Here is a 20,040-nt window from a genome sequence, read left to right as displayed (position 1 = left end):
TCCTTCTACTCCTTGCCTTCGCTTTTTCGTTCTAATAATGAGGTTTCAATAATGGCATCCAGAAGCCCGCTAAACGAGTATCCTGCCGCTTGTGCACTTCTGGGCAGTAGACTGTTCTTCGTTAATCCAGGGAGTGTATTTACCTCCAGAACATAAGGAACTCCATTCTTCAAGATGATATCGACTCTTGCATACACACTGCACTTTAACGATTTATAGCATTGAAGTGCGACTGTACACACCTGCCTCTGAAGCTCTTCAGGAAGCTCAATTACTTGTTCATCCGCTTCGCCCTCCTTGTATTTAGAGGTATAGTCGAAGAACTCGGAGTGAGGCTTGATCGCCACTATGGGCAGGATTTCTCCGTTTAAAACCGGACAAGTCAGCTCTTCTCCCTCGATGAACTGCTCAATCATCACCGAGCGGTCCCACTTCAGCGCCTCTTCGACAGCGGGTGCAAGGTCAGCAGGGTTACGAACAATCCGGGTACCTATGCTGGACCCGCCCGCGTTCGGTTTCACCACAACTGGATATCCGAGCTCACCCATATCAGCGTTGGCAAGCTCCTCCATACTGCCGACCATGATCCAATCAGCTATAGGCACCCCTTCGTATCTTAGCAGCTTCTTGCTCAAATCTTTATCCATACACACACTGCTGGAGAGCACGCCGCTGCCGGTATACGGAATACCCAGGGATTCAAGCGTGCCTTGCACCGTCCCGTCTTCCCCATATTTGCCATGCAAGGCGAGCAAGGCCACATCAATGCCCTCCGTTTTGCTGATCAGCTCACGTGTATCGTTAATTTCGATCGGATAAACCTCATAGCGACTTTTATCCAGATGAGCCATCATTTCCGCTCCAGTCATTAGCGAAACTTCCCTCTCGGATGAAACGCCTCCCATGATGATGCCTACCTTCATGATGTAATCCTCCTAAAAGTTTTGTGAGACCTCTTTGCATACCTTGCCTTCCCCGTTGCAGCAAGAGACCTTTCCTTGTATGTTGATCATCACTCCGCATGCGGATTTTTCTTCCGATCTCTGTTGCCCTCAGATTTCTACTGATTGGAATTTTCATATGTTGAAATCCGACGGCTGTATTGGCTTCCGATGCGAGCTTTCCTCTGGAAAGCTTTCAGGAGAACGCTACGCTTCTCCAGAATAATTCCGCCTTCTCCGTTGAAGTCAAAACCAACTTCCCGTCTGCATTCGGCTTCCGAAGCGAGCTTCCTCTGCTTCGCTGCAATAATTCCACTTTCTCCGTTGCAGCCCACTACACCAGCTTTCTTGCCTCCTCGCCGATGATACGGATCCCTTTCTCAATGTTCTCGTCGGAGACGCGGGAGAAGCCAAGACGCAGGGTGTGATGGCCCCCGCCATCTGTATAAAAAATATCGCCCGGCGTAAACACCACGCCCTTGGCAGAACAGGCAGCCAGCAGCTCCCTGGTCCGGAATTCACGGTGAAATTCAATGAACACATGAAGCCCGCCGTCGCCGGACAAGCGTTCCATCGGCATCCATTCCTGGCAGCAGCGGATCGCAAGCTCATATTTTCGTTTATACTCGGCCTTCGCTCTCTTTAAATACCGCTCAAAGTTGCCGTTATACAGATATTGATAAAGCAGGGATTGATCCAAGGTGGATGTATGAATGCTGCGGGCACGTTTTACGCTTTCCAGATAATCAATTAGCGTCTTGTCGGCAAGCACCCATCCAACCCGTAAACCGGGAAATAGAATCTTGGAGAAGCTGCCCAGATAGATTACGCTGTTACTCTCTCCACCTGCGCAAGCAACAAGTGGCGCAATGTGAGATCCCGAGTATCTCAGCTCTTCGTTAAAGCCATCCTCAATCACGGGGATCTCGTAATCATTGAGCAGCCTCAGCGCTTCCAGCCGCTTCTGATGAGACATAACAATCCCGGTTGGATTATGATAAGAAGGCACAAGGTACGCTAAATCGTAAGGTCGGTTCGATAACTCCCGCGCCAGTCCTTCCAGACTGATGCCGTCAGGTTCCATCTCAATACCAGTGATATCGTACCCGTGCATTTTAAAATTTTTAATAGCCGTATGATGGGTCGGATTCTCACACAGAATGCGGCCATGGTTTTTGTTCAAGGTGGATAACACCAAGCTTAAAGCCTCTGTAAACCCGCTTGTGATCAGCATATCCTTCCCCTGAATGTTCACGCCCTTGTTCTCCATATAACCGAGGAGGTAATCAATGAGCGGTTTATAGCCCTTCGCGTATCCATAGTTTAGAAGCACATCACCTTCAAGCGACATCCGGTCCAAAAAGGCACGTTTTACATTTTGCAAATCAAACAGCTTCTCATCAGGAGCAATGCTTGTAAAAGATATCGCGCCCTTCTCGGCGCGGATGCCGTGTTTCATCAGGTCATTCTCTTCGGCCAGCCTAGCGTAATCGTTCAAACGAAGCCCCCAATCCAGTGGCTTACCTACCGGATGAACGGATACTCCACTGATCGAAGGGACCACGAAGTGACCTTGCCCTTTGACTGCGTAAATATATCCTTCATCCTCCAAATCTGCGTAAGCGCTCAGCACCGTATTTCGTCCGATGTGCAGCAGGGCGCTCAGCTCACGCGTGGAAGGAAGCTTTTGATCCGCTTGCAGGGCACCTGTCGTTATCAAGCGTTTCATGTAATCTTTGACTTGAATATACGCTGGTCGGTCATTCGCCGGCCTGAAATCGGAATACATCGTATGCCCCCCTTGCTTCTATGATTGCATAAATTCAGCAGTACCACTAGAACCACTGAGTACCTCTTTCTTCGCCTTCGTGGTTTGCCGCTGTTGACTGATCCAAGAATATCTCATCGATTAAAGGATTTATCGCTCATTAGCAGAAGTATAGTATCTTCACTCAAAAATGAAGGGATTTGTGACTGTGAGCCATCCAAACATTGTGATCCATGATATTCTTTCCAGAATAGATGAACCTATCAATATATCCGTCAATGGTGTTCAGCCTGGAGAGGTCATCACATTACATCTGATCAAAAAATTAAACGGCGAACGTTATCTCGCTTCCAAGGCCAGCTATACCGCAGACCAAGAAGGGACCGTGGACCTTGGCCGTCAATCACCTGTTCAGGGCTCTTACCAAGGGATAGATCGTATGGGCCTGTTCTGGTCCATGGAACCTGCATACTTGACGGAAGAGATGAAATGCTATATTGATCAATATCAACCATCTGAACTATATGATGAATTGTCGCCACAAGTCTCGGTTGTACTGCTGGAAATGGCCGATATTATCGTGTCACATCAGGCCATAACCCGTCAATGGATGAGCAGTGACATAGAGAAACATGGCATTCAGGAGGAAGAGCTGACCGGCTCCTTTTTTTATCATAAAGATCGGAAACCGAGACCTGCCATCATTGTTCTGGGGGGGTCTGAGGGAGGAATCAATGAGAAAACCGCAGCCCTTCTGGCCTCGCACGGTTTCTCAGTATTGGCTGTAGCCTATTTTGGTATAGAGAAACGTCCGAAACAACTTCGGGAGATCCCGCTAGAATACATAGGTTCCGCCTTAAACTGGATAAAAGGAAGAAAGGAGGTTCAAGCAGGAGGCATCGGAATACATGGTACATCCCGGGGCAGCGAGCTCGCTTTATGGTCAGCGACGCTATTTCCCGACATCATGGCAACGGTATCCTTAAACGGTTCAGCCGTATCGTTCTGCGGGATTGTCCCTTGGACGGAAGAGCCAACGCTTCCACCTGCATGGACTTACCAAGGGCAGCCCCTCCCTTATCTTCAACCTGAGAACCCAATCGAATTGGCGCTTGAATGTAAAGAGATGTGGGTGAACCGCAAAGGGAACCCTCTCCGGTTATGGCATGACGGATTGTCGAAGAATGTGGAATTACTTGAGAAGGCGACCATACCATTAGAAAAAATGCATGGCGAACTTCTCATGGTCTCGGGGCTGGAAGATGAAAGCTGGGATTCGGCCACCCTCTCCGCGCGAGGATTCAACAGAAAGATACAAGCCTATCCATCCGGAAGGTCCAAGCATCTCAAGTATGAGGGGGCAGGTCATTACATCGGCATCCCTTATCTGCGAGTAATCTCAACGGATCCGGGAACTAGGCAGCAACTCGCACAAGCAAGTGTGGACTCATGGCAAGAAACCATAAAGTTCTATAAGCAGGTTTTATGTACATAATTCAGATAGCCCCGCATTCTCGTACACTTAGGAATGCGGGGCTATTTAAACTTATTAGGGACATTCGCACAGGAGCTTAACCTGGGGGGAATCTATCCTATGGCTGGTCTGCCGGTCATGCTGCAATCAGCTTCTTAGATTCTAATCTATGGATTCGGAGGAGTGGGCACAGCCGGATCGCTCTCACGTCCAAGCCGCCGGCTTGCCGTTTCTCTATAGCCTGTCGCAGGTACATGCTCCCCCGCCTTAGCCAAGCCGAACCTCGGCATGTTGTTGTACAGGCATTCATACTGGCCTTCCTGGACCAGATAGGTTTCGTGAAATATCCCCACGTCCCCTCCCGTTCCGACCTTGCGGTTAAAGTCCCGCCAAGCCTTCAGGTGATTGGCTCCGTGGCGGGCATAATGTTCCAGATGCTCAAAGCTCCTCCAGTACTGGACGAGGGTAAGTCCACGGCCGGACAAATGATAGGTGCCATCCATGAAGCCAAGCTCCTCCTTGTTCCGGTACAGTTCCTGAAGCATCGGGGGCATGGCGTTCATGACGGGCAGCCACTTATGCACCGCCCACCACTTGTTAATCCGAAACCCGATCATGAATACAACAAAGGGGCCGTCCATGTGTGCTGTGTATCGACCCGGAATGGCTTTGCCCATGCTTGCTCACTCCTCTTCCTTATTTTCCAGCAGACCCAAATGTGTTTCGTAAAAGTGTCCGATTTCGGTTGAATTGTACAATTGAGCCGTCAGAAACGCTCCGTAAAAAATCGTAAAACAAATCTGTACGGCTTGTTCCAAGGTCAAGTGTTTATTCAGATTTCCGGCTTGCTCCTCTTCCACCATGAACTGCTGAAACATAGCGTACATGTTGGGCGACTGGCTTCCCTCTTCCTCGTGGCCCGGAAAGAGCAGCGATACCTCCGCGAGACTAAGCTCCGGCATAGAGGGCTGCATGTTCTGCTCCGCGAGGAACGAAATCAGACTCGGCATCATGCCCGGTCGTACTTGATGCTCCTTAGCTACTTGGGACAATAGATGCCGGAACGCTTGAAACCCTCTTTTTCCTTCCGCGTTGATTTCGATGACCCGCTTGGTTAACCAGATCCGCATAAAGTAAATCAACAAATCCTCTTTACGTTGATAGAACTTAAAAAAAGTGACCTTTGAAATTTCGGCTCTCTTACAAATGTCCTCCAGCATGACCTGGCTGAACATCCGGTCTCTCATCAACGATAATGCCGCCTCGTACAGTGTGATTTTGTTTGTAGCTTTCTTTAATTCCCTTAAAGGAATATCCGAATACAGCAAAGTACATACCGCCTTTCGTTAACTCTTGTAAATAAATTAACATAAGTTAATTTATTTTGTCAAAGTAAAGTATAAAACCCCCAGGATTCATAGGAGGCAACTTACCTGCCTATGGCCCTGAGGGTGATTGATCGATTATAACTTTATTCCAAATCTCGTCTGCTAGGATATCGCCTCATGCAGCGCCTCTACATAGGCAGCTCCAAGCTTGGACAATGTCGCATTTTTATGGCTAATCCATCCCACATTGATTGTCTCATCGCAATCCAGCGGAACCGGGATGATCTCATTTCCGTTCAAATCAGCGCACAGTACTCCCGTAGAGATCGTATAGCCATTCAATCCGATCAGCAGATTAAACAGAGTTGCGCGGTCGTTGACCCGGATGCTTTTCTTATGCGACAACGTACTGAGAATCTCCTCCGAGAAATGAAAGGAATTGTATTCTCCCTGTTCAAAGGACAAATAAGGATAGTTCTGAAGGTCATCAATTGTCACGATGGACTGCTTGGCCAGTGGATTATGAATACTGATAAAAATATGCGGCCGCGCCGTAAACAGGCTGTTAAAATGGAGTCCTGCATCCTTAAGCAGCCTGTTGATTACCTTCGCATTGAATTCATTAAGATATAGAATGCCGATTTCACTCCGCAGAGTTTTGACATCCTGAATAATTTCATATGTCTTCGTCTCGCGAAGTGCCAATTCATACTCTTCCTGACCATATTCCTGAACGAGATTAACAAAAGCATTTACCGCAAAAGCATAGTGCTGGGTAGATACCGAAAAATGCTGCGGAGAGGGCTTTGCATTCAGATAACGCCCCTCCAGCAGCTCCGCCTGCTCTACCACCTGCCGTGCATATCCGAGAAACTCCGCACCTTCTTTGGACAGAGAGATACCTTTATTCGTCCGCTCGAATATAGTAATTCGCAGCTCTTCTTCCAAATCCTTGATCGCGTTGGACAGACTGGGCTGGGATATGAACAGTCGTTTGGCCGCTTCGTTCATCGAGCCTCGATTGGCGATCTCGATCACATATTTTAACTGCTGTAAGGTCAATGAATAACCCTCCCTCAACAAGACATTTTGCTTTATCGAAATCCTACTCGAATTTCCCTTGCTCTATTATACAGCCTGAAACCAAAAAGAGGGATAGTCGCACTGACTATCCCTTAAGCGGTTCACGCTTTGGAACTTCTTCTAAGTATTCAGCCTATAATATAGTGCAAGTTCGTCGCCTGGAAATATGACACTTACGGATTAACCTTAATAGAACCGACTGAGGTAGACAGCGAGATTTTCGCTCCGCCGCCATTCACATCGCTCTGCCCCCGGCTTGCGCCTGTAATCTGTCCGAGCTCGGTTTTGGTATTGAGCGTATATGCCATAGACGGTGCAAACGAGGCTGTAATGCTGCCTGCCGATGTGCTGGCCGTCAGCGTGCTGTCCTTATCGATCTGCACCAGATCCAGTTTCACGCTCCCTGCCTCGGATACGATCTTGGAATTGTCCGTGACTTCAGTTTGGCCAAGCTGAATTTCCCCGGCTCCCAACTGAAGATCAAAAGCCCCTATCCATTTGTTCACCTGTATTTTTCCAACATCATTCTTAATGCGGATATGGTTCAGGCTTTCCGGCGCCTCGATCACATAATCGATCATAAAACCCGAATCGCCAAATTTCTTCTGCGACCAGTCCCATAAACTCTTGCTGGAATCCTCCTTGGAATGCGTTAGTAATTCCAGCGTGCCGCCATGAAGCTTAAAGGAAGTAGCGGCCTGTTCTGTCACCTGGGTACGAATGTTTTCATTCTTGAAGAAGCTCTCATTAAACCACACTCTCGTTTTTACCTTGATCTCATTACCGGGTACAGTGATCAGCTCAATATCGCCTACGGCATGGTCGATGGCCAGCCCCTCTGCTTCTCCAGCTTCCTGAGCCGTCGTCAGCTCGAACTCTTTCCCTTCCCGTTTTACTTTATCGCTGATAGCGAGCGCCGAATCTCCGGCTATATTCCCGACTTCTGCCAATGGATCAAGCTCCCGGCGTATTACTTCCTCCGCATTATTGGCGGCATCGCATGCCACCAAGACGGCAAATATCAACAGCGATGAGATTTTCACTGCCATCATACTCTTTTTCTTCATACTATCCTCCACGTCCATTCCTGATTATGTATATATCCATTATATCGCAGAGGAAAAAATCAACACGATTCCCGGGACCAGTTTTTTCCTAGACCTTAGTCTGGTTAGCGATTGTTGGTTAGCATATCGCCAAGTAGTTTATTTTACCGTACGGTTATAATCCTGAATTTTGGCCGTAATTTCTTTGGCTGCGTCGTCCAGTGCCTGCTGCGGTGACTTTTTATTATTTAGCACCTCTTCAATCGCTCCTTCCACAATCTGTCTTGCCTCGGGGAATACGCCCATCACGGCACCCTGGGTCGCTTTAACCAGCTTCGTCTGGTGCAGCTGATCAATGGCTGTCTGGAATTGCGGGAATTTCTTCAGATTCTCCTTCACACTCTCTTCCTCATACGCCTTCGTGGTAATCGGGAAGTACCCGGTATTGATATGCCAGTATGCCTGCTCCGATGGAGAGGTCAGGAATTTAATGAACTCCCATGCGGCTTTTTGCTCTGCTTCAGGACGGCTGTTCATCATCCAGAGGCTTGCACCACCCACGATAACACCGCCTTCTCCCGCTCCCTCCGGTTTTGGAAGGAAGCCTGTTCCTACTTCAAACTTGCCTTCTGCGCTATCCACAAGTCCCTTCAAAGCTGCGGTTGAGTCTAGAATCATGGCGACCTGACCGGCCGAGAATGCCTTCTTGGAATCATCGGTTTTCCGTCCCAGGTTATTGGCTGCCTTGGAATCGATCAGATCCTTCCACCAAGTCAGCACCTTTACCCCAGCCTCGGTATTGACTAGTGACTCGGTCGCCAGATCGTCGCGTCCGTTGCCGTTGTTCACATACTCCGCACCCTGATTGGCAAACAACTGCTCCATAAACCAGCCGTATATAGCAAAATTCGCTCCAACCGCCTTCCCTTTTTTCGATATCGTGTCTGCCGCGATTTTCAGTTCTTCAAACGTCTTGGGCGGACTTTCCGGATCGAGCCCCGCATCCTTGAACAGGTCTTTATTGTAATACAGTATCGGATTAGAGGAGTTGAAAGGCATGGAATACAGCTTATCCTCAAATGTATAATACCCGCTGATGTTAGGCTCTAGCTGCGACACATCCCACTGATCCGCATCAATAAACTCCTGCATGGGCGTTACTAATTTGGAATCGATCATAAACCGGCTGCCGATCTCGTACATCTGGACTACGGATGGTCCCTCATTTGTACCCATGGACGCCTTCAGTTTACTTAACAGGTCATCATAGGTTCCCTGATACACTGCCTCTACCTGCACCTTGTCCTGTGATGCGTTAAAGTTAGCGACCAATTGATCAACGACATTGGTTGTAGCCCCTCCCATCGCGTGCCAGAACACCACTTTTTGAGCGCCAACATCGGTCTTGGGCACAGTATCCGTCCCTTTTGCAGGTTCCTTACCCTCACCCATGTTAATGTTACATGCGCTAAGCACCAGCATGACAGCAGCTAATACGATACTTACCAGCCTCATTCTTCTTCTCATCGCGATCCCCTTCCCATTCGTTTTGTAAAATGTTTCTTATGATAAACCTGCTTATGTCAGGTCAACCACCACACTAACCTTTCAACGCCCCAGCGGTAATACCGCGCACCAATTGTTTGACGCCAAAAGCCAGCAGCACAAAGGAAGGAATCAATACGATGGTCACGCCGGCCAAAATCAGATTCCATGACATCACCTCGGCATGCTGCAGCATAGCCACCCCAATCTGCACAGTTCGCATGGATGCCTGGTTCGTGATCAGCAGTGGCCACAAGAAGTGATTCCAGTGTGTGAGAAAGGTATATACCGCCAAGGTGGCAATGGAAGAGCGGGACAGCGGCAGCACCATGGACAGATAACTGCGAATATGGCCACACCCGTCGATTTTGGCCGCATCAAACAGCTCTCGCGGGAGCTGCAGAAAAAACTGACGCAGCAGGAAAACGCCAAACGCCCCAGCCATAAACGGCACGATCAATCCCTGGTAGCTGTCCATCCAGCCCCAATCCTTGATGGTCAGATAATTCGGAATAATCGTGACTTCCCAAGGAATCATCATCGTTGACAAGAAGAGCCCGAACAGCAGTGTCTTTCCTTTAAAATTCAGAAATGCAAACGCGTATGCGGCCAGACTCGATGTAATGACCTGACTGATCATGATAGCCGTTGAGACGATGAAGCTGTTCAGAATAAAGCGAATAATCGGGAAGCCGGAGATGGCCTCCGTAAAATTCCCCAGATAGAAGCTAGATGGGAAGAGCGGTGGCGGAAAATTAGCTACCTCTTTCTCGGTCATAAAAGATGAGAACACGGTAAAGATGAGCGGATATAAAACAACCAAAGACAGGAGTATGAGCAGCAGATAAGTAAACAAAGAAGTGATTCCGCGCAGGGTCATTGGTAATGCACCTTCTTCTCCAGAACTTTAAATTGCAGCAATGTAAGGAGCAGAATAATCGCAAACAGGATCAGAGCCTGTGCGCTGCCGATGCCAAACCGGAAATTAACGAAAGCATCCTGATAAATGGAATAGACTATGACGTTCGTAGAGTTGATCGGTCCGCCCTTGGTCAGAATGTGAATTTGCCCGAATGCTTGAAATGCACTGATTACTGATACAATCAAGGCAAAGAAAATCGTGGGCGATAACAGCGGCAGCACAATTTGAATAAAGGTTCGGATCGGTCCCGAGCCGTCCATTTTAGCACTCTCATATATTTCTTCGGGAACTCCCTGTAAACCACTGGACAGCACAATAAACAGAAATCCCATGTTCATCCAGATCGTCATAATCGAGATGGAGATCAGAGCCCATGAAGGATCAGTTAACCAAGGAATCGGCCCGAGATGAACGAAACTTAGAAAATAGTTCAGCATGCCCGCCGTAGGATGAAATAAAAGAAACCATATTATCGAGCCGGTCCCGACGGAAATGACAATCGGCAGTGAGAAGATAAACTGAAATACCTTCATCCCCCGCAGCTTGTTGTGGGTAATGGCGGCAAGAAACAGAGACCATACTAAGGAGGTGGGCACGGTAAACAAGATAAACATTAGCGTTACGCCAAGATTCCTATAGAAAGATTCTGTTGATAGGAGCCGGATGAAATTCTCCAACCATACAAATTCAACAACCTGCCCCCGCGGATCTGTGATTGTCATGCTGAGATAAACCGATTTCAGCATCGGGTAGAACAAGAACATCACAAACAGGATAATGGAGGGGGCCAGAAATCCATAAGCTAAAGCATGCTCACCCCACAGCCTTTTTCTTACTATTACGTGTTTAGCTTTCTCATCAGATAAAACGCTTTCATTACGAGACAACCGACATTCCCCTTTCTTCGAAAATTTTGCTCTGCATAAGAAAAGACGCAAGGATTCGCAAATAAAGTAAACAAAAAATCACATAAACTGCATGCCAAAAAGCAGACAAGCAATTCATGTGATTCTCCTCTTCTCCATCACATATGCAGCATGCTCTATAGCATCCTCCCTTCATAATTATCAATCAGAAAGAAATTTTAGAACCTTCCATATCTACTATCGTGCAGGTTGACAATTCCTGGGGATGATGATTATATTATTGAGTAAACACTCAGTTTTTTTTGGAATCGACATTTCAATCAAAAAAAGGAACCCATCTGCCTATGCCTACAACCAACAAACCAAATGCCAAAAAGGAACGAATATTAAACGCCGCTCTCAAGCTGTTCTCACTGCAGGGATATCATGCGACGACCACTAAAGAGATTGCCGCCGAAAGCGGCGTTGCCGAAGGGCTGATCTTCTACCACTTCGGAGATAAGCGGAAGCTGCTGCTCTATCTTGTAAATAATTTTTCCTTTGTTACCCAACTTCAAGAGGACGCGGCCGAACTTTCAATGCTTCCTGCGGAGGAAGCCCTGTTTCAATACGGCTTGGCATACCTCGGTTTCCTTCGGACGAACATGGATTATCTCATGCTCATTTGGTCACCTGAACTCATAAGAGATGCTGAGGTGTCAAGTGAAGTATCGCGACTGATCGCAGGGTTCGGGACAGCGGGAGGCAGTATTCTCAAACGAGCTACAGGATCGAGTCATCAACCGGAACAAACGGTTCAGGTTGCGATGATGATGATGACCTCCTCCATCCTGGTCTATTGCATACTCCACTCCCGCCTTGGACAAGAAGCCCTGCCATTTGATGATGATTCTTATATCCGTGAATTAGTCCGGCTGCTAATGCATGGGTGGAACGAGCGCTCATCGCTTGATCATCAGGCTTAGAATGCTAATAAAGCTGATAGCAGTATCATGATTCAGAACTGCATCAGCTATTTTTTCGACTTCATTTTGAGTGTTTACTCAGTTTTTAGGGTTTAAATCATCAACGTTAATATTAATCGAGGGGAGCTGCTAGTTCTATGTTTACATTCATGCAAGACTGGAGTCTGGAGTCGATTATCTGGTTTCTGCCATTAATGTTCATTATTCATGACGGCGAAGAGATAATTACAATGGAAAGGTGGCTTCGACATAACCGCAACAACCCTTTGCTGTCCAAGATCTATCCGGTTTCCATTCGATGGGATAAGCATATTACTCTTCAATTCACATTTGCAGTACTTGTAATTGGCTTCATGCTCACCAGTGTTACCTTCCTAACGGCGCGAAACTTCGAGCCCGGCAGCCTAGTCAACGTCCTGTTTGCCGGTTTGGTTGCCGTTTTCGCACTGGACGGCGTTAAGCATGTGGGAGCTTCTATCGTTCTTCGGACATACACCCCTGGGGTGATTACGGCTGCCTTTATTGAGGTGCCTTATGGTTTTTTTGCACTTTATCGCTTCATACATGACGGCTTCGTGACCACCCCGGTGCTCATGATCGGAACACTAATCACCTTGCCCATCATTCTGTTTCTGGTATGGTTCGGTCTAACCATAGGAAAGTATATCGCACCGATTCGTAGAGGCATGTAATCGTTAGATGTTCTTCCGGGAGCGCCTTCAAAAGCCAACTATCTTTTCGAATTGCAATGAGAAATATCATGGCGGAAGCCATCTCCAACGGGACTCGCATATCTCCCGCATATTAGCCAAGAACTGGCTCATATCCATAAGAGATAGCCCTTTAACCAGTTGTTTTACGTAAGAGACGTATGGAAGGAGATACGGATTGATGGAGGATAAGAGCAAGAAACGAGGAAGTCATCACCATGTTCCCCAACCAATACGCAGCGATGGAGCAGGCGGGCCGGACTATGGGCCGCGGGATGTGATGAGGGATATCGAGAACCCCGATATGCTAGTGCCGCCGGTCACAGATGCAGGCTTGATGCCTAATCTAAAAATGTCGTTCTCCGACACGCATATGCAGCTGAATCATGGCGGCTGGTCACGAGAAATTACGGTACGTGACCTCCCGATTGCCACCACGCTAGCTGGCGTCAATATGAGCCTTACACCCGGCGGCGTTCGGGAGCTGCATTGGCACCAGCAGGCGGAGTGGGCTTATATGATCTGGGGCGGCGCCAGGATTACGGCAATGGATGCAAGCGGCAGGAATTTCATCGCGGATGTGGGTCCAGGCGATCTGTGGTATTTTCCGGCTGGCCTTCCCCACTCGATCCAGGGTCTCGAAGAAGGCTGCGAGTTTCTGCTTGTCTTTGACGACGGTCATTTCTCGGACCTGAACACCTTGTCGATTTCCGACTGGTTTGCCCATACGCCTAAGGACGTGCTGTCCGCCAACTTCGGAGTTCCGGAGAACGCGCTTGACCATATCCCAAAGGAACAAGTTTATATTTTTCAAGACCGGTTACCTGGTTCACTCGAAAGCCAGGAGGTCCAGTCTCCTTACGGCAAAGTGCCGTTCAGCTTCAAGCATCGCTTGCTAGCGCAAGAACCAATCATAACCCCCGGAGGAAGCGTAAGAATCGTGGATTCAAGCAATTTTCCGATCTCAACAACCATAGCAGCCGCGCTTGTCGAGATTAAACCGGGCGCCATGAGAGAGCTTCATTGGCATCCGAATCAGGATGAATGGCAGTATTACCTGACCGGGCAAGGAAGAATGACCGTATTTGCTGGCAATGGAACGGCACGAACCTTAAATTACAGAGCGGGAGACGTCGGTTATGTGCCTTTTGCATTCGGTCACTACATACAGAACACAGGCACGGAATCCCTATGGTTCCTGGAAATGTTCAGAAGCGACCGATTCGAGGATATATCCTTGAATCAATGGATGGCCCTGACTCCTCGAGATTTGGTCCAGAGTAATCTAAGAGTCGGAACAGAGATTACCGGCGCGCTGCGCAAAGAAAAGCAGCCTGTAGTGAAATATCCAGGTTATTCACATTACCCAAGGTAATGTGATCCCCCCTGCTTTATTCGCGTCGCAAATATTGACTTTTCTTTCCTCTTGCCATATAGTTCATTAATGAAACTATTTCATACATGAACTATTCGAGAGGAGAACTATTGTTGAACGATAAGGCAAGGCAATGGATCGACCGGTATGTCGATGTTTATTTGCTGGTATCGCGGCGGATCAATGCCCAGATTCGGGAGCAGCTCGGGGAGGATTTGACTAGTGACCAGTTTCAAGTCGTGCGCTTGATCAACAGCATGGATCGCTGCACTTCGTCCTATCTGGCGGAAGCTCTGGCGGTCGGAAAAAGCTCGGTTACTGCCATCGTCAACCGCCTCGTGGATGCCGGCATTATCGACAGAACCCGAGATGAAGCAGATCGTAGGCTGGTTTATCTCACTTTAACGGAATACGGACATACGATTTTTGAATCTGCCCAGGAACAGATGAGGGAGATCGTCTCCCCTTATCTACAGCATTTTGAAGAAAAAGATATTGAAATGTTTATCTCGATGTTCGAGAAACTGGGGCAATTGATGTTTGAATCAGGGGGGAGAAAGAATTGAAAGCCATACTGAAAGCAAGATGGGCCATTATCGTGCTGTGGCTGGTTGCAGCTGTCGCGATGTTTCTGCTCGCACCCTCCATGGCGGATCTGGTACGGGAAAAGGGGCAATTATCCGTACCTGATGGTTATACCTCTTCACGAGCCGCGGAAATTCTTAAGGAAGCTGCCGGTGGTGAAGGCGGCGAAATCCTGAACCAGGTTGCACTCGTCTTCAACAAGCCCGATGGGCTAAGTGCAGCGGATAAAGAGAGTATTCGGGAGGGCGTTCAAGCACTGAACGACAATAAAAAAAGCCTCCATATCGACTCCATTAATGAACCATTCACACAGCCAGAGCTGGAAGACACACTGATTGCTGAAGACGGAAAGACCATCATGGTCGCTCTTCAGGTCAGCGGCGGCGACGAAGCCGTGAAGGAGCTGCCGAAGAAGGTTGATCAGGTACTCAAAGGCGTTCAAGCCGACCATTACCTGACAAGCGAAGGTCTCATAAACGAAGATACCATCGTCAGCTCCGAGGAAGGCTTGAAGAAAACGGAATATATTACGGTCATCTTCATTCTTCTTATTCTGTTTCTTGTCTTCCGTTCCTTTGTAGCACCGTTCGTGCCACTCTTAACCGTGGGACTCAGTTACATCGTGTCTCAATCGGTTGTATCCTTCCTTGTAGACCAATTCAATTTTCCGATATCGACATTCACCCAGATCTTTATGGTGGCGGTTATGTTCGGGATCGGAACCGATTACTGCATCCTGCTGATCAGCCGATTTAAGGAAGAGCTCAGCACATCTGAAGATACCAAGACGGCTATCATCGAGACCTACCGAAAAGCAGGCGGCACCGTTCTTTATTCCGGTCTTGCCGTATTTGTAGGTTTTGCAGCGATCGGATTATCCAAATTCATTCTGTATAAATCAGCAGTTGCGGTGGCCATCGGCATCGCTGTTATGTTACTTGCATTGGTTACAGTTGTGCCGTTCTTCATGGCTGTGCTTGGCAAGAAGCTCTTCTGGCCATCACGCGGTAAACTGGAGCATAGTGAAAATAAGCTTTGGGGAGCGGCGGGTTCCTTCTCGCTTAAACGCCCATGGGCTGCATTGCTTGTTGTAGCTGTGATTGTGGCTCCATTCCTGGTCACCTATAGCGGCAAGCTGTCATTTAACAGCTTAGAAGAAATCGGACCAAGCTACGCTTCGGTCAAGGGCTTCAACATTATCTCGGACAGCTTCGGTCCCGGACAATCGCTGCCTTCCACCATCGTAATCAAGAATGATGACCGGATGGATACAGCCGAATACATGGGTCTCGCTGAGAAAATCAGCCGGGAAGTTGAAAAGGTTGAGGGCATATCCAGCGTACGCGGTCTCTCCCGCCCAACAGGTGAGCAAATCAACGACTTCCTTATTCCTACTCAAGTCAAGACGTTAAATGAAGGATTGGGAGAAACCAAAGACGGTCTGACCGAGATTCAGAACGGTCTGACCGAAGCAGGCAAACAGCTCAGCGATAATGCACCTAAGCTAAATGAAGCCGCCGCGGGAGCCAAGGAATTAACCAAGGGAACAGCCGATCTCAAAAATGGAATTGCGGAACTTGGTCAAGGTCTAAGCGCTATTCAAAAAGGGATTCAAAACGGAAGCGCAGGCGCGGGCGAGATCAAAGCCGGTCTAGCGAAAGCTGCACAAAGCGCCAAAGAGTTAGCGACAGCACATGCCCAGCTTCTTCAAGGCTACAAACAACTCGATACGGGACTGGGAGCATTGGAAGGCGGCATTGCCGGACTTAAAGAGCAGCTTGGCGGTGTTTCGGCTGCATTAGGCGGGCTTGAAGGCTCCTTCACGGGCCTTGAGAGCAGCTATCCGGAGCTTATGCAAGATACGGATTACCAAACTATAAAAGGAACCGTAACGCAGACGGCCGCAGGCGCAGCCGAATTGGCAGCAGGCTTGGGTCAGATTTCCGAACAGCTCAAAGGTGCTGCAGCCGGCTTGTCTGAAGCAAATGCAGGCTACGCAAAGGCAGCTGCCGGGCAAACGGCGCTTGCCGATGGACTTCAACAGCTTGTAGCTGGTATCGGAGAGCTTCAATCCGGTCTATCTCAGGCAGCTAACGGGCAAGGCCAGATTGTAAGCAAGATCCCTTCCATTACGGGCGGACTGGACCAGCTGCAGGGAGGTCAGAAGCAGCTCGCCAACGGCTTTGGTGATCTTACCGGCCAAATCGGAGAGCTGACGGAAGGGCTGAGCGCCAGCGCGGACGGTCTGAAGCAAATTTCGGATGGACTGCATTCCGCACAGGATTATCTGCAGCAGATTCAGGATCTTCATGATGAGGACCTCAGCGGATTCTTCATTCCACAAGAAGCTCTCGAGAATGAAGAGTTCCAGACGGTATTCGATACCTATTTAAGCGGAGACCGTAAAGTGATGACACTGGATGTAGTTTTGGCTACCAATCCATACAGCGAGGAAGCACTTGGAACCGTCGAGCAGATCCAAGCTGCCGTAGATCGTGCCGTAAAAGACACGAAATTAGAGAATGCAGAAGTTGCCATCAGCGGCATTACCAGCACCAACAATGATCTGCAAAATATATCGAATGAAGATTACTCCCGAACCGTTATTCTCATGCTGAGCGGAATCTTCATTATTCTGGTTCTGCTTCTGCGCTCCATCGTGATGCCGATTTACCTGATTATTTCATTGGTTATTACCTACTTTACCGCTGTAGGTGTAACTGAAATGATCTTCGTTCACGGCTTCGGGTATTCCGGTATTACTTGGGCCACGCCGTTCTTCAGCTTTGTCATGCTGATCGCGCTTGGAGTTGACTACAGCATCTTCCTCATGGCCCGCTTCAATGAGAACAAATCCTGGAATGTTCAGGATGCCATTCTCCATGCCATGCGCAACATGGGAACGGTAATCCTGTCTGCGGTAGTCATTCTTGGCGGTACCTTCGCGGCGATGTATCCATCGGGCGTACTGTCCATGATGCAGATCGCAACCGTAGTTCTGGTTGGACTTGTGCTCTATGCTCTCGTATTCCTGCCATTCTTCGTGCCGGTCATGGTACGTATCTTTGGCCGGGCTAACTGGTGGCCATTCAGTCCTAAGGAACAGGGCGAATCCTCAAGCAAAGGACATGATCTGAACATGTAATGGACCAGGAGGCATTAATATCGCTTCGTCCTCTTTGACAGTTTGATTCATCGCTTCATCGAAGTTCTATATATAGAAACAACCCGTATGCTGACATCATGGCATACGGGTTGTTTTCATTTCACTCAATATTGCCGGTCGCTTATTTTATTGAACTGTTACATTCCCCTTGTACATATTGCCTGCCGGGCTTCTCGTATTCTGATGCGCCGTGGCCGACGTTTGGTTATAAGCTCCGATTACATATACCGAAGGGTCTGTCAGGTACAGCGTATTGTTGGAAAATACATTACCAGTCCCCCACCCAGTTACGATCTCGTGAAGCTGAAATGCATCCACGATAAGGCTGTTCCCGTTCTGATAAGCGGTATTATTACGGATGATGGCTCCATTACCCTTTACATCAATGAAGCTGTCGGCGTAATTCGCACCGCTGATTCCGTCGCCGTAGAAGGTGCATCCCTCCACCAGCGTTCCGATCGATCGTTCTTTAATATCGATATGCTCCGCAGTAATATTCGGTCCGAATACAACGTTACGTATTGTATTGTAGTGTGTGTTCTGATTGTAGCCCGCACCTTCGGCAGAGCCTACGTAGACTCCTTCCCCAAAGCCTGCCCCCGCCTTACCTGTTTCATAAATACTTGAGTTTTCGATGGAACTATAGGAAGTGCCGTCCCGGAAGTGCACGGCCTCATATCCAATATGGTAAACCTCCACATCGGTTATAAAAGTGTAATTGGAATGATCCAGAAGGATTCCCTTTTGCGCATTGGTAAACTTCAGGTTACGGATCACCCAGTGATCGCCTCGGACACGCAGACCATATCCGGAACCTATGGAATATCCTGAAATTATAGCGGGATTATCCGGATTCTGACTTTCGATTATGATAGGCTGCTGTGCTGTTCCCTCAACATCCGTTGAGAAGCTTCCCGTATACGTACCGGGTGCAAGTACAATCCGCTTGCCGGGGAGCACATTCTTTAATGCACTATGCAGACATGATGCCGTGGAACAGGCTATTACGTCCTCCGACAGATCAGATCCTGATGGTACAGCTCCACTGTCACCAACGGCTGCCGACCGGGCGATCGCATGAACTGATGTACTCCATATGGATGTCCATAACAGCAGTGCCACAGCGGCCAAAACCAGCGTAAGTAAGCCGCGATTTATTCTCGCTTTATTCATTAATTATGACCCCCTCCTTGTCATCGTTAGCTATAAACCTCATTACCATATTAATGAGAAGCAGAAACAAACCGTTCCACTCATGATGAACTTAGCGGAAACCTCCCTGCTATCGGATGGCTTGCATGCTGCTGATTCATAAAATTGGGCTCACGTACGATTGCCTAGGAGAATAACGTATTTTATGGGTCAACGCCTACTACATGATGAAGGGCAGGAGTCACAGTGGCAACTTCTTATATGGATTTCACCTCACCGTCCGTTCGGTTTACTTATGATATGAGCAATAACCCTTTTTTCAGAAAAGACAGTCAAAATTACATTAATTCTCTCTCGGTAAAAGAATTGAATACGCTCGGCAACGCTTCCCTGCTGGATATATACCTCAGCACTGGCAACGTGGTGGAGCCGCATATCCACCAGAATGCATCGGAGCTGATATATGTTATTTCCGGTTCCGTCATCGTCTCCATCGTCAATCCGTTTACGAAAGAACTGCTGAACTTCACGGTAACACCCGGCCAGGTTGCGCTCGTCCCTCAAGGCTGGTGGCATTATGAAATGGCGACGGTTGACAACACGCACCTGATCGCGGTCTTTGACGCTCCTGTGCCTGAATTCATTGGAGGTTCGGATCTCTTGAGATTGACGCCGGCTAGCGTGTTCGCTCATACTTACTGCCTGGATGAGGCCAAAGTCAAAGATACACTTGCACCTATTACCGATACCGTTGTGATCGGGCCACCCCAAAATTGCATGCATCAAGAACAAATGCAAGGCCAGATGATGCATCAACATCATCCTTCGCATCATAATCATCACTATGATCATCAGGGAACTTATAACAATCATGATTATGAGCTTCTTCAACAACAGCAGCAGCAACAATTCCAGCAACAGCAGCAGCTCTTCCAGCAGCGACAACTGTTTCAAGATACCTTCCCTCTGCATCCACCATCTCCATCTGAGCAGCAGCAGTCCCGGCGCCCGCAGCAGCAAATGATCGGCAATCAAGGGGATATTTTCTCAAGGCCCTTCTGGGGATGAAGCGAGCTTCTGAAGATACGCAGCCATAATTAAAGCTGTGTATCTT

17 protein-coding genes are annotated in these 20,040 nt (G+C 48.3%); 7 read left to right on the top strand and 10 right to left on the bottom strand.

What is annotated here, in order from left to right:
* Nucleotides 1–5: 5 nt before the first annotated feature.
* Both ABEQ74_RS17925 and ABEQ74_RS17920 read right to left on the bottom strand, forming a co-directional pair.
* Complete coding sequence (locus tag ABEQ74_RS17925) at nucleotides 6–923, bottom strand: D-alanine--D-alanine ligase (protein ID WP_430123474.1); 918 nt, start codon at nucleotides 921–923, stop codon at nucleotides 6–8.
* Nucleotides 924–1,275: 352 nt separating this feature from the next.
* Nucleotides 1,276–2,730, bottom strand: coding sequence for a PLP-dependent aminotransferase family protein (locus ABEQ74_RS17920; RefSeq protein ID WP_430123473.1), 1,455 nt, complete (start codon nucleotides 2,728–2,730; stop codon nucleotides 1,276–1,278).
* 187 nt (nucleotides 2,731–2,917) lie between these two features.
* Here ABEQ74_RS17920 and ABEQ74_RS17915 point away from each other — a divergent pair, with 187 nt between their 5' ends.
* Nucleotides 2,918–4,204 carry an acyl-CoA thioester hydrolase/BAAT C-terminal domain-containing protein gene (locus ABEQ74_RS17915; protein WP_430123472.1) on the top strand — a complete coding sequence of 429 codons (1,287 nt, stop codon included), beginning with the start codon at nucleotides 2,918–2,920 and terminating at the stop codon, nucleotides 4,202–4,204.
* Nucleotides 4,205–4,350: 146 nt separating this feature from the next.
* On the opposite strand, the gene ABEQ74_RS17910 is transcribed toward ABEQ74_RS17915, so the two are convergent.
* The 7 genes from ABEQ74_RS17910 to ABEQ74_RS17880 all read right to left on the bottom strand — a co-directional run bounded on the left by ABEQ74_RS17910 (nucleotide 4,351) and on the right by ABEQ74_RS17880 (nucleotide 10,994).
* Nucleotides 4,351–4,860 (bottom strand): DUF4188 domain-containing protein, encoded by a 510-nt coding sequence (locus ABEQ74_RS17910; RefSeq protein ID WP_430123471.1) that lies wholly within the window; start codon nucleotides 4,858–4,860, stop codon nucleotides 4,351–4,353.
* Nucleotides 4,861–4,866: 6 nt separating this feature from the next.
* On the bottom strand, nucleotides 4,867–5,511 hold the full coding sequence (locus ABEQ74_RS17905; protein ID WP_430123470.1) for a TetR/AcrR family transcriptional regulator: 645 nt from the start codon (nucleotides 5,509–5,511) through the stop codon (nucleotides 4,867–4,869).
* A 162-nt stretch (nucleotides 5,512–5,673) separates the two neighbouring features.
* Complete coding sequence (locus ABEQ74_RS17900) at nucleotides 5,674–6,573, bottom strand: LysR family transcriptional regulator (RefSeq protein WP_430123468.1); 900 nt, start codon at nucleotides 6,571–6,573, stop codon at nucleotides 5,674–5,676.
* Between the two features lie 194 nt (nucleotides 6,574–6,767).
* Nucleotides 6,768–7,661: a DUF4097 family beta strand repeat-containing protein gene (locus tag ABEQ74_RS17895; RefSeq protein WP_430123467.1), complete on the bottom strand. Its 894-nt coding sequence runs from the start codon at nucleotides 7,659–7,661 to the stop codon at nucleotides 6,768–6,770.
* A gap of 138 nt (nucleotides 7,662–7,799) precedes the next feature.
* Nucleotides 7,800–9,167, bottom strand: coding sequence for an ABC transporter substrate-binding protein (locus tag ABEQ74_RS17890; RefSeq protein WP_430123466.1), 1,368 nt, complete (start codon nucleotides 9,165–9,167; stop codon nucleotides 7,800–7,802).
* Between the two features lie 73 nt (nucleotides 9,168–9,240).
* Complete coding sequence (locus ABEQ74_RS17885) at nucleotides 9,241–10,065, bottom strand: carbohydrate ABC transporter permease (protein ID WP_430123465.1); 825 nt, start codon at nucleotides 10,063–10,065, stop codon at nucleotides 9,241–9,243.
* Nucleotides 10,062–10,994: a carbohydrate ABC transporter permease gene (locus ABEQ74_RS17880; RefSeq protein WP_430123464.1), complete on the bottom strand. Its 933-nt coding sequence runs from the start codon at nucleotides 10,992–10,994 to the stop codon at nucleotides 10,062–10,064. Before ABEQ74_RS17880 ends, ABEQ74_RS17885 begins: the two co-directional genes overlap by 4 nt.
* A 323-nt stretch (nucleotides 10,995–11,317) precedes the next feature.
* On the opposite strand from ABEQ74_RS17880, the gene ABEQ74_RS17875 reads away from it, so the two are divergent.
* From ABEQ74_RS17875 to ABEQ74_RS17855, 5 genes are all read left to right on the top strand, one after another.
* Nucleotides 11,318–11,938, top strand: a complete 621-nt coding sequence (locus tag ABEQ74_RS17875; RefSeq protein ID WP_430123463.1) for a TetR/AcrR family transcriptional regulator — start codon at nucleotides 11,318–11,320, stop codon at nucleotides 11,936–11,938.
* 137 nt (nucleotides 11,939–12,075) lie between these two features.
* Complete coding sequence (locus ABEQ74_RS17870; protein ID WP_430123462.1) at nucleotides 12,076–12,630, top strand: HXXEE domain-containing protein; 555 nt, start codon at nucleotides 12,076–12,078, stop codon at nucleotides 12,628–12,630.
* A gap of 199 nt (nucleotides 12,631–12,829) precedes the next feature.
* Nucleotides 12,830–14,023, top strand: coding sequence for an oxalate decarboxylase family bicupin (locus ABEQ74_RS17865; protein WP_430123461.1), 1,194 nt, complete (start codon nucleotides 12,830–12,832; stop codon nucleotides 14,021–14,023).
* A gap of 113 nt (nucleotides 14,024–14,136) precedes the next feature.
* A complete protein-coding gene (locus ABEQ74_RS17860; protein WP_430123460.1) occupies nucleotides 14,137–14,589 on the top strand; it encodes a MarR family winged helix-turn-helix transcriptional regulator in 453 nt (150 codons plus the stop codon).
* The gene (locus ABEQ74_RS17855) at nucleotides 14,586–17,753 is read left to right on the top strand and encodes an MMPL family transporter (RefSeq protein WP_430123459.1); all 3,168 of its coding nucleotides are present in this window, start codon (nucleotides 14,586–14,588) and stop codon (nucleotides 17,751–17,753) included. The genes ABEQ74_RS17860 and ABEQ74_RS17855 overlap by 4 nt, the downstream gene beginning before the upstream one ends.
* Before the next feature lie 147 nt (nucleotides 17,754–17,900).
* Here the strand turns inward: ABEQ74_RS17855 and ABEQ74_RS17850 are convergent, their stop codons facing one another.
* Nucleotides 17,901–18,947 carry a right-handed parallel beta-helix repeat-containing protein gene (locus ABEQ74_RS17850; protein WP_430123458.1) on the bottom strand — a complete coding sequence of 349 codons (1,047 nt, stop codon included), beginning with the start codon at nucleotides 18,945–18,947 and terminating at the stop codon, nucleotides 17,901–17,903.
* A 225-nt stretch (nucleotides 18,948–19,172) separates the two neighbouring features.
* Between ABEQ74_RS17850 and ABEQ74_RS17845 the strand changes: the two genes are divergently transcribed.
* Complete coding sequence (locus ABEQ74_RS17845; RefSeq protein WP_430123457.1) at nucleotides 19,173–19,994, top strand: cupin domain-containing protein; 822 nt, start codon at nucleotides 19,173–19,175, stop codon at nucleotides 19,992–19,994.
* The last annotated feature ends 46 nt before the right edge of the window (nucleotides 19,995–20,040 follow it).

Source organism: Paenibacillus solani, assembly GCF_050475945.1.
GTDB classification, from domain to species: domain Bacteria; phylum Bacillota; class Bacilli; order Paenibacillales; family Paenibacillaceae; genus Paenibacillus_AQ; species Paenibacillus_AQ solani_A.
This window is presented reverse-complemented; position numbering and strand designations above follow the sequence as displayed.

Excerpts from the sequence above, each read along its gene's own strand:
- ABEQ74_RS17925 (WP_430123474.1), bottom strand. The coding sequence starts at position 923 with ATGAAGGTAGGCATCATCATGGGAGGCGTTTCATCCGAGAGGGAAGTT.
- ABEQ74_RS17920 (WP_430123473.1), bottom strand. The coding sequence starts at position 2,730 with ATGTATTCCGATTTCAGGCCGGCGAATGACCGACCAGCGTATATTCAA.
- ABEQ74_RS17910 (WP_430123471.1), bottom strand. The coding sequence starts at position 4,860 with ATGGGCAAAGCCATTCCGGGTCGATACACAGCACACATGGACGGCCCC.
- ABEQ74_RS17895 (WP_430123467.1), bottom strand. The coding sequence starts at position 7,661 with ATGAAGAAAAAGAGTATGATGGCAGTGAAAATCTCATCGCTGTTGATA.
- ABEQ74_RS17890 (WP_430123466.1), bottom strand. The coding sequence starts at position 9,167 with ATGAGAAGAAGAATGAGGCTGGTAAGTATCGTATTAGCTGCTGTCATG.
- ABEQ74_RS17885 (WP_430123465.1), bottom strand. The coding sequence starts at position 10,065 with ATGACCCTGCGCGGAATCACTTCTTTGTTTACTTATCTGCTGCTCATA.
- ABEQ74_RS17875 (WP_430123463.1), top strand. The coding sequence starts at position 11,318 with ATGCCTACAACCAACAAACCAAATGCCAAAAAGGAACGAATATTAAAC.
- ABEQ74_RS17870 (WP_430123462.1), top strand. The coding sequence starts at position 12,076 with ATGTTTACATTCATGCAAGACTGGAGTCTGGAGTCGATTATCTGGTTT.
- ABEQ74_RS17865 (WP_430123461.1), top strand. The coding sequence starts at position 12,830 with ATGGAGGATAAGAGCAAGAAACGAGGAAGTCATCACCATGTTCCCCAA.
- ABEQ74_RS17850 (WP_430123458.1), bottom strand. The coding sequence starts at position 18,947 with ATGAATAAAGCGAGAATAAATCGCGGCTTACTTACGCTGGTTTTGGCC.